Source organism: Methanobrevibacter ruminantium, assembly GCF_016294135.1.
GTDB classification, from domain to species: Archaea; Methanobacteriota; Methanobacteria; order Methanobacteriales; family Methanobacteriaceae; genus Methanobrevibacter; species Methanobrevibacter ruminantium_A.
The window spans coordinates 1-9,676 of the sequence record NZ_JAEDCO010000048.1 but is presented as its reverse complement, the minus strand read 5'-3'; the positions used below and the strand labels follow the sequence as shown (position 1 = coordinate 9,676).

General features: G+C 34.6%; 8 protein-coding genes. 5 read left to right on the top strand and 3 right to left on the bottom strand.

Features of this window, described 5'->3' with window-relative positions; all coding sequences use genetic code 11:
- On the top strand, positions 1-1,957 hold a 1,957-nt coding region (locus VW161_RS08170; protein WP_325192901.1), incomplete at its 5' end, for a right-handed parallel beta-helix repeat-containing protein.
- Between the two features lie 69 nt (positions 1,958-2,026).
- On the opposite strand, the gene tsaA is transcribed toward VW161_RS08170, so the two are convergent.
- The 3 genes from tsaA to VW161_RS08155 form a co-directional block, all read right to left on the bottom strand.
- Positions 2,027-2,518, bottom strand: a complete 492-nt coding sequence (gene tsaA, locus VW161_RS08165) for a tRNA (N6-threonylcarbamoyladenosine(37)-N6)-methyltransferase TrmO (RefSeq protein ID WP_304088357.1) — start codon at positions 2,516-2,518, stop codon at positions 2,027-2,029.
- Positions 2,519-2,598: 80 nt separating this feature from the next.
- Positions 2,599-3,180 (bottom strand): class II aldolase/adducin family protein, encoded by a 582-nt coding sequence (locus VW161_RS08160; protein WP_304088355.1) that lies wholly within the window; start codon positions 3,178-3,180, stop codon positions 2,599-2,601.
- A gap of 74 nt (positions 3,181-3,254) precedes the next feature.
- Entirely contained in the window at positions 3,255-5,075 is a 1,821-nt protein-coding gene (locus tag VW161_RS08155; protein ID WP_304094105.1) for a DNA-directed DNA polymerase II small subunit, read from the bottom strand.
- 343 nt (positions 5,076-5,418) lie between these two features.
- Between VW161_RS08155 and VW161_RS08150 the strand changes: the two genes are divergently transcribed.
- The 4 genes from VW161_RS08150 (at position 5,419) to VW161_RS08135 (ending at position 9,631) form a co-directional block, all read left to right on the top strand.
- Positions 5,419-6,219 (top strand): hypothetical protein, encoded by an 801-nt coding sequence (locus VW161_RS08150; protein ID WP_325192900.1) that lies wholly within the window; start codon positions 5,419-5,421, stop codon positions 6,217-6,219.
- Between the two features lie 87 nt (positions 6,220-6,306).
- Positions 6,307-7,440: a cysteine-rich small domain-containing protein gene (locus VW161_RS08145; protein WP_304088348.1), complete on the top strand. Its 1,134-nt coding sequence runs from the start codon at positions 6,307-6,309 to the stop codon at positions 7,438-7,440.
- 87 nt (positions 7,441-7,527) lie between these two features.
- Positions 7,528-8,136: a potassium channel family protein gene (locus VW161_RS08140; RefSeq protein WP_298535896.1), complete on the top strand. Its 609-nt coding sequence runs from the start codon at positions 7,528-7,530 to the stop codon at positions 8,134-8,136.
- Between the two features lie 154 nt (positions 8,137-8,290).
- A complete protein-coding gene (locus VW161_RS08135; protein ID WP_304094108.1) occupies positions 8,291-9,631 on the top strand; it encodes a magnesium transporter in 1,341 nt (446 codons plus the stop codon).
- The last annotated feature ends 45 nt before the right edge of the window (positions 9,632-9,676 follow it).

The following is a 9,676-nucleotide window of genomic DNA, read 5'->3' as shown; positions in this document are numbered from 1 at the left end:
ATTGAATAATTTAAAAAATAATCATTTTTTATTTTTAATTTTTCTAATTATCTTAATTTTTTATTTAATAAGTTCTGTATCTGCATTAAATAACTTAAATAATGAAAATTATGATAATCCTATCGATTTAGAATCAAATAATGATTTAAATTTAGATGATTCACTTTTATCCGATAATAATCTTAAATCAAATATTGAATTTGAAAGTGAAAATAATATCAGTTCGATAAATTCAGTCCATAATATACGTTCTAATACATCAAACGATGATATACAATTTATCTTCGATAATTCTAAAGATGGAGATACAATTCAATTTAATGATAAGGAATATAACAACATTTCCATCGTCGTAAATAGAAAATTAAATATTATTTCAGAAAGCAATTCCCTCATTCACACTTCAAGCTCTATAAATGATAATGCAAACAAAAATGGAATGATGGATTCATTTGGCTTTTATTTCACTGAACTTGCTAGAGGATCTACAATTAAAGGAATAAGATTACAGGTGAATTCCGATTATGGAATCATTGTTAAGGATGCAAGCAACATTATCATTAGTGACAATATTGTTTCAGGTGGAAAAAAGGCAGGGATCCTTTTGGAAAATTCCAATTTCAATACAATAAGCAATAATAATATTACTAAAGGTTATGATGGATTAAGACTCGAAAACGTTAACAGAACCAATATTGACAATAACAATATTTACTCCAATAAACGCGATGGCTTGGTTCTTGATAGTGTTTTTCTAAACAATATCACAGGGAATTATATTGCAAAAAACAAATTGGATGGTTTTGTTTTAAGAAATGCCAAATCCAATCGCATTCTAAACAACACTATAATTGACAATGCAAATAGCGGATTAAGGCTTGAGGGAAACACTACCAGAAACACTATCCAATATAACAATATTTCATCTAATGTAATGAACATATATGCAAATTCATTGACAAATGGAGATATTATTTCTCAAAACACCCTTATGTATGCAAAGAAATCAAGCGACACTTATACCACATTGGACAATACAGGTGCAGCTATTGTCTTCGCTGAAAATTACAGTTCATCCCCATATGGGAAAATGCTGTTTGAAAGGAATTCCATTGGCTTTAATGAGCAATGGGATGCAAAAAGCACTATGGATCATCCAGCGGTAGATATTGGTGCTAACTGGTACTTTGATAATGATGGGGAATATGGATTGGGTCACATATGCCCTATGGTATTTGGTAAAGCTTTAGACCCTGAAGACTTTAAACACTTGTCTATGGGTTTTGGAGGAGATGAAAATGGAATATTTGGCCAACTATACAATGGAAACACTCCAAGTGGAGCCGGATTATTTTACATTGATAATGTCAATATCAATGGAAAGGATTATGGGTCCGTTATGGTTGGTGAGGATGGCCGTTTTGATTTGAAAGATTTGAATCTTGATGAATTGCCATCAGGGTCTGTAATAACCATTACAATTGGCAGCCATAGTTTCAACGTCACCATTGATGAAAAAGTGTCTTCAAACAAAACAAAAGATTTTAATGAATCCAGCAAAAACCAACAGAACAATAATATTCCTAATGATAGGGATTATTCTAAAAAAGACGGGAATAACCCAAAAACCATAGGCAATGGTACCGGAAATGGATTAGGAATCAATAAAGGTTCAGGAAGTGGAGAAGGCAATTTTACAGGTAGTGGAATTGCAGTTGGAGACCTTTCAGGTCAATCTAATGGCGGTACAGGAGACTCTGGCGAAAACGGTGGTGGCAGTGCATCTGAAGGAGCGAAAGCTTATGAGATCTTAAAGGAAGAAAATACTCCAGTCACAGCTAAAAACAGTCAATTGATTGCGGTCTTTGGTGTTGCACTTGTAATATTGATAATTGCATTAGGATACAGAAGCAAAAATAAGGATGATTTTGCAGATGATGGAAATTATAATCTATAAAAATATTATTTTTATTTATTTGTCATTTATAAAACTAATTAGATTTTTATAAAAAAAAGAAATGATAAATTATTTGAAGAATCTATCATCTGCCTTTTGGTTTTTAGCTTTTTGATGCTTGGTTTCAAACCATCCGATCTTGATGTCATCAACTAAAGTGTCTTCAAATAGCTGAGGAACGTATGGCTTGATGTCAAGAAGTGGAGTGCCGTCAAGAATGTCTACATTTGAAATATAGAGAATGTCATCTTCAACCTTATCCAATTTTACAGTTGTCATTCCAATATTGTTAGGCCTTTTAGGAGATCTTGTAGCAAAGACTCCATGTGTTTTATTGTCCATGAATGGTTTCACTTCGAGTGCATTTCCATTTGTCTTATGCAAGTGATATATGAGTATAAGATGTGAAAAACCATCAATATCCTTTAATCCAGGCTTGAATTCATCTTTAAGACATATTTTACCTTCAATTCCTTTTGCACCAGTTGGTTGGATTGGCATTCCCTCTAACTCTTTAAATGGGGAATGGATTGTTCCAATAATATCAAATTCTATTTTCATACTATCCTATTTTATTTTTGATGTATATAAACTTTTACAACGGAAAAAAATCATGATTGATTTGGTTTCAATCAAGCATTCTATTCAATTGAATTCAAGACATGAGTCACAAACTGTGTTTTAGCTATTTCCTCAACGAATTCAACAAGAGCTGCAGCTTCCTTCACTGTCTCTCCAGTTGCTATGACTCCATGGTTCTTCAAGATGATTGCATCTTCTGTCCTTAGAGCTTCACTTGCAGCTTCAGCAAGCTCCTTGCTTCCTGGCTTGAAGTATTCAATGTCCTTCAAGTATTCGGACTTAATGGCTCCAAATCCTTCAAGACGTTTAATTTTCTTGGCAGAAAATGCAAATCCTGTTGCATAAGGTGAATGTGTATGTGCAATACCGTAAACATCAGGCTTTTCTCTGTATATTGCCAAGTGCATTCCAACTTCAGATGATGGCTTTCCTTTTGTCAATAATTCCCCCTTTTCATTCACGAGAACAATGTCCTCTTCCCTTAAGTCTGCAAGGGATTTTAAGGTAGGTGTGATGGCCACTATGTCGCCGTTTTCACCTTTGAATCTTGCACTTACATTGCCAGCTTTTCCAGAGACCAATCCTCTTTCAAATACATATGCTGACATTTCCACTACGGATTTTACAATTTCCTTTTCCATCTTATCATCCTTAACATATATCAAATTAAAAAAAGTGAAGAGCTATTTTTTAAAATAGCTGATTTTGAAAATAATTAATCAATGAATTTCAATTGCTTGTAATTTCCACCTACATCAATGATAGGAACCTCTGCAGGTGTTGGCACGATGTTGTAAATTTTCTGGAACTCTGTTTGAGTCTGGAAAGTACCTGAATTTATACAGTGAATTCCATTATAGTTTGCATAGGTGTTAATATGAACATGGCCTGTATGCAATACGTCAGGTACCCTATCAATAACCAAGTGATCCTCAAGCTCTGAAGCAAGTGGGGTTCTTTCACCATACAATGGAGCCAAATGTCTTTTTCTTAGGAATTCCTTCATTACGAGGTCATTGCGTTCATGTGAAAAGTCATTTGATCCCATCACCATGTCATCTATGCCTCTTCCATGGTAAATCAATACTTCAAGGCCATCCAAGCTTACTGTACTAGGATTTGAGAGGAATTCAACGTTATTTAGCTTGTATAATGATTTAGCATACTTTTCAGGAACAGCAGGCTGTGGCTCTGCAACTCTTGAAGCGTCGTGGTTTCCAGGAGTGATGATGATTTTAATGTCACTTCGGATATCACCAACCAAACGAGCTGCCTCATCATATTGGGCTGTAATGTCCTTAATGGCCAATTCCTTATCCTGATTTGGATAAACACCGATTCCGTCTACAATATCTCCACCGATAATCATATACTTAACGTTATTAGCCATTTCCCTTTGCTCTTCGTTACCATAGTCACCATTAAGCCATTTGGTGAATCTGACAAATGCATCTTCAAGGAATGTAGAACTTCCTATGTGAATATCTGAAGTGAATACAGTACCGAAATCAACCTCTTTTCTATCCTTTCTTGGAACATCAGGATCAATTAGATTTTGGCAAATTGCCAATTGGTTTTCACTTTGGCCAGCTCTCTTTTGTGCAATGACACCAATCACTTCATCTCTCATCAGGTTTCTTGCAGCTCTTATGAGCTCATCATTATCCTTGCTTACTAAAATAGGCAAGGAACCTGTATCGTCTTCCACTTCAATGAGATAATGGCCGTTTTTAGTGCTTCTGATGTCTGTAATCATTACGATTAGGTTCAAGTCAGTCTGGTTTTCAGTGATTTCATTGATCTTTTGCCAGGTTCTAAGTTCTGGCCTTTTTTCCAATATTCCAGATAATTTTTTGTATCTGTTTTGGAAGTAATCGATTAGATTTCTAATCTCCCCGCTAGTGTATGATTTGTTGCTTGTGTCTTTCAGGACCTTGAATTTGTCAAAGCTCACTTTTGATTCGGTCAAGTTTCTTTTATATTTCACTTCAACCTCTTTTGAAACTTCAGCATCTTCAATCTTAACTACATGTTCACTGGCATAGCCAGGATTTACTTTAGGCTCAATTTCTTCCTTAGGCTTTTCTTCAGCTTTAGGTTCATTAAGCCCGATACCTTTTTCTTCTGTAGTTTTAGGTTTTTCAAGTACAATGCCTTTTTCCGGTGTAGCTTGAGGTTTTTCAATTTTTTTGCCTGTTTCTTCTTTCATTTCAGGTTTTTTAGCCTCAATACCATCTGGCTTGTTTGTTGGAGCTTTAGTCTCCAGTGGTTTTTCTTGTATATGTGGTGGCTTTTCAATTGATTTAGGCTTTTCATCATTAACAGGGCTTTTCATTTCTAAATTGAGCCCTTCCATTTTCATTATGGTGTCAACATCAACTGGAACCATATCTTTAGAATAATTTCCGCTTTTCAATTTCACGATAATTTCTGAACTTAAATTTATAGGATTTTTAGAGTTTTTAATTAAATCATAAGCCTCTGGAGATAATATTATCCCTTTCCTCGCAAATTTAATTAGAATTTCAGCAGTCATGTTCATTACTTCCTTTATTTTGGCAAAACCATCTCATATCATTAAGATTTTGCTTTCTTGAAACAGTTCCATTACATTCGTTAATATTTTTGATTCAATATTATATTTATATTATCTTTTTATTGTTAATAAAATAATCTATATTGCATTATTTTTCGATAATCTTATTATATATAAATAATATAAACTATATCATTATAAGATACTAACAATATATCTTCATCACATTTAAAGCTTATTGAAGCCAATGAAAAGTATAAGTCTTGTGATGAAATATAGAAAGATTTGCTTATAAAAAGATAATTTAAAACAATTTAAAAATTAATTCATAAAGGGTATAAAAATGAAAATTTCAAGAATAATAGTTATCATATTGTTATTTGTTGTATTTTTTGAAATAGGACTTTTCAGTTCCTATACTTTAGCAACTGGAGAAGTTCCTGATCCAGGAGAATTAATAAATATGCAAGTCAGCACTGTAACCTCATTTTTCAGTCCTGACAATGTTGGCGGATTGCTCATTAAAGATCCGGACAATGTAAATGTTACAAATAAATTTGAATTGGCTGATAAGCTCTCAGAGGTGGCGGATGTCGATGGGGTCAATGTAGAGAACATGACCGTCACAACTGTAGATGACACTGACAAGGAGGAGTTCAATGTAACCGTAACCGCTTTCGGTTATTCCAAGCCTAGTGGAAAATCCGGTTCAATCATCATTAATGGTGAACCTGATTATAAGATCATTGCTACAGCTACTGCTGAACACACAATAAATGGTATTGAAGTTAAGTTGGATACATTGAAGGTTGATTCCATCTTGAAAATATTTGATGCTGATGACAATAGCTATTCCATATTGGATGAAGGCAATTCCAGTTCCAAATCAAGTTCCAGCTCAAAGTACAAGTCAAGTTCAAGTAGTAGCTCAAGCTCTAGTTCAAGCTCTAGTGGTTCCAGTTCATCCAGTTCCAGTTCCTCTGATTCAGGATCTAGTTCCTCATCTGGCGGAGGATCTTCTGGCGGTTCATCTGGTGGCTCATCTGGAGGTTCCTCATCTGATGGCGGATCTTCTGGCGGTTCATCTGGAGGTTCCACTGAACCTACAAGCGAGCTATTAGCACCTTTATTCTATTTATTTTAGTTTAGCTATTTTTAGCTAAATCAATTATTTATTAAAGATTTTCAAAAGATAAAAACAATAACAGAAGGTCCCTAAAAAGGTGATATGATGATTAATCTTATTAGCATGGGTTCTGATATAGGAAACATTACTGTAAATGTATTTAATGCCATAATTGAAGCAGATATCATAGTCAATTATGATAATATTGACTTAAGCGATTTGGATACATATATTAAAGATAAGGAAATCATTGCCAATGGCTTAGAAGAGCAAAATGAAGTAAGCATTGGTTTGGATGAGTCAGAGTCTATTGACGAGACTGGCGATATCTATTCCAAACTTGAGGAATCTTACTTGAAGATAGAATTGGCCATTTCAAGGTCTCAAGACAACAATGTGGCTCTAATCTGCTCCAACAAGAGAAACATTTATGGTATAGCCAATCTTCTGATTCAAATGAGTTCAAAACATAGTGATATTGAATTGAAGATTTATCCAGCTGTTTCTCCAATAGATTACAGTTCAGCTGTATTGGGAGCTCCATTGAATGATTTTGTAGCTATTGACTTGAACAACCATCTTGTATCAGACAAAGAGCTTAGAAATAAGATTAAGTTTGCCTTAAAGAATGACTTTGTTTTATTTATTCATAATCCAATTGGCGAAAATGGCGATAAATGCAATTTCAATATCTTGAAGGAAGTCATGGATGACTTCAGCAATGAATTATTGGTTGGCATTGTGAATGATGGCTATAGATATGAAATCTCAAAGTTCAATGAGATCAATGAGGATAACATTATAGAGAATTCCACTTTGATTATAGGAAACAAGTTGACTTACAGGCTTGAGGATTATATGGTAACTTCATCTGACTATGTGGTCAAGCCTAAGTTCATTTCACAAAACATTGATTTCTTTGAAAGGTACTTGAAGGACGAGACACCTAAGGGTCTTGACTATGATTGCGAATATTTGCCATGCCATAAGGAATTGGAGGCATGTGATTTCTGTTATTGTCCTTTCTATCCATGTGCTGATGGATTGACAGGCGGTGAATGGATCAAGGACAAGGATGTATGGAGCTGTCAACATTGTGACTGGATTCATCTTGAAGAGCCATGTCAGGCTGTAAGAAAAGGACTTGAAGACATTTTGGAAGATAAGAACGATTTGAAAATAAAGCATATGGAATTATTGAAATTGAGACGTGAATGTCTATTGAAAACTTTAAAATAAATTTTAATTTGATTTTTTATTTGAATTTTTAACTTATATTGCGAATTATGCTTATTTATTACATATTAATTAAAGAAGGTTTTAAAAATGCCAAGTGTAAAAGATATTTTAATTGAAATGAAAGACATGTCGGAATTAATGGTTGATTTGGCTTATTCTGCTGTTTTATTCAACAACAAAGCTGCAGCAGAAGAGGTATTGACCCTTGAAAACAGACTCAACAGCATGAATTATGAAATAAAGAAGCAATCTCTTGTAGCTGCCCGTTCACTTGAGGATGCAGAAAAATTGACTACATTGCTTGAGATTGCAGAAGCTGCTGAATCCATGGGAAACGCTGCAAAGGATTTAGCTGACTTGACATTAAAGGGATTCGAACCACACCTTGTATTCAAAATGGTTATGGAAGAATCCGAAAGGAACATCATTCGTGTAAATGTTGAGGAAAGCTCTGCTTTAACAAACCAATCCTTAGGAGAATTGCTATTGCTCAACCGTACCGGTATGAGAATCATTTCCATCAGACGTGGGGATTCCTGGATTTATGGTCCTGACAAAAACACTGTTATCCTTGCAGGAGATGTTTTGATTGCTAAAGGATCCGAAACAGGAACTGAAATTATTGAAAAATTAGCAGATGGAGAAATGCATTTAGAAGATTTAGGAAATATTGAAGAATTTATCGATGACGATTAATTCAATTTTGATTTATTGTTTGTGTATTTTTAGAGTTTATATGAATTGATCTTTATTGTTTGTGTATTTTTAGAGTTTATATGAATTTGATTTCAATTAAATTATTTATTTAATATGTATGGATGTGACACTATGATGATAGGAGGTGAACCAGTTGAAAAGTCTAATGAAGATGGTACGTCAATTTGGGGAATCTCTCATCACATTGGTTGTTAGCATTATTCTATTTTTATTCAATGCTGTAAAGTTCATTGTTTCACTTCCAGCACGTTTTCTAAGCTACATAAGAGAATTTTTAGCTGACACTGATTCTGTTTTGAAGGAAAGCCTAATTGCCCTTTCCATTTGTGCTGTAGGTGACTTGTGTGCAGGTATCATTTTAGGAAACATGGAATTCTTCCTCCAGACCTATCCTGGCCTTATGGTAATCATTCCAGGAGCTATTGGAATGAGAGGAAACATCTTTGGGTCCTTCGGATCAAGATTAAGCACTCACCTCCACATCGGTACAATATCTCCAGAATTCAAAAGGTCAGACCTTCTGGATGAAAACATTACAGCTTCAATTATCTTGACTATGGTCCTTTCAGTCTTGCTTGGAGCCATTGCAAAGGTAATCTGCATATTATTCAATTTCCCAAGCATAAGCCTATTTGACTTTGTATTGATTTCATTCATCGCTGGATTGATATCAACAGTCATCATGCTTCCTATTACAATGTTCATTTCACTTAAGAGTTTTGAAGGGGGTTGGGACCCAGATAACATCACAACACCTTTCATTGCAGCTGTAGGAGACTTCTTCACCTTGCCTGCAATCATTTTAAGTGTCTTGATTGTCAATCTAATTGGCTTTGACCCGATCGTCAAGATGGTATTGTTTGCCATCATCATATTGATTACACTTGTCTCATTGATTTCAGGATACACAGCTGACAATGAGGTAAGGTATATAGTTAGGCAATCCACTCCAGTTCTGTTCGGCTGTTCCATATTGGGAACCGTTGCTGGTGGAATATTGAACAATTCACTCAGCACACTCCTAAAGAACCAAACATTGCTTACATTGGTTCCATTGTTCTCTGGTGAAAGTGGCGGTTTGGTAAGTATCTTAGGTGCAAGATTGTCTTCAGGTCTTCACTCCGGTTTAATCGACCCGGTATTGAGACCTAAAAAGCACACTATGGAAAACTTCATAGCTATTGTGACATTAGCTATTGTAATGTATCCTTTAATTGGATTCTTGGCTGAATCCTCAACAATAGCTTTCAATAACATTGGTGTCGGATACCTTCAATCAATATTGATAAGCCTTATTGCAGGTATGGTCTTGATTCTAATCATGTTGCTTGTAGTCTTCTATATATCTACCATTTCATATAGAAGAGGCCTTGATCCGGATAATATTGTCATTCCATTGTCTACAAGCCTTACAGATTCAATATCAACATTGATTTTGATTGTAGTCTCTTTAGGTCTTTTAAGCTTGATTTAATCTGGAATAGTTATTTATAATGTTTTTAGGTATTAAACTTGATTT

Bases quoted from the DNA above. Each gene is read 5' to 3' on its own strand.
- tsaA (WP_304088357.1), bottom strand. From the start codon at position 2,518: ATGAAAATAGAATTTGATATTATTGGAACAATCCATTCCCCATTTAAA.
- VW161_RS08160 (WP_304088355.1), bottom strand. From the start codon at position 3,180: ATGGAAAAGGAAATTGTAAAATCCGTAGTGGAAATGTCAGCATATGTA.
- VW161_RS08155 (WP_304094105.1), bottom strand. From the start codon at position 5,075: ATGACTGCTGAAATTCTAATTAAATTTGCGAGGAAAGGGATAATATTA.
- VW161_RS08150 (WP_325192900.1), top strand. From the start codon at position 5,419: ATGAAAATTTCAAGAATAATAGTTATCATATTGTTATTTGTTGTATTT.
- VW161_RS08145 (WP_304088348.1), top strand. From the start codon at position 6,307: ATGATTAATCTTATTAGCATGGGTTCTGATATAGGAAACATTACTGTA.
- VW161_RS08140 (WP_298535896.1), top strand. From the start codon at position 7,528: ATGCCAAGTGTAAAAGATATTTTAATTGAAATGAAAGACATGTCGGAA.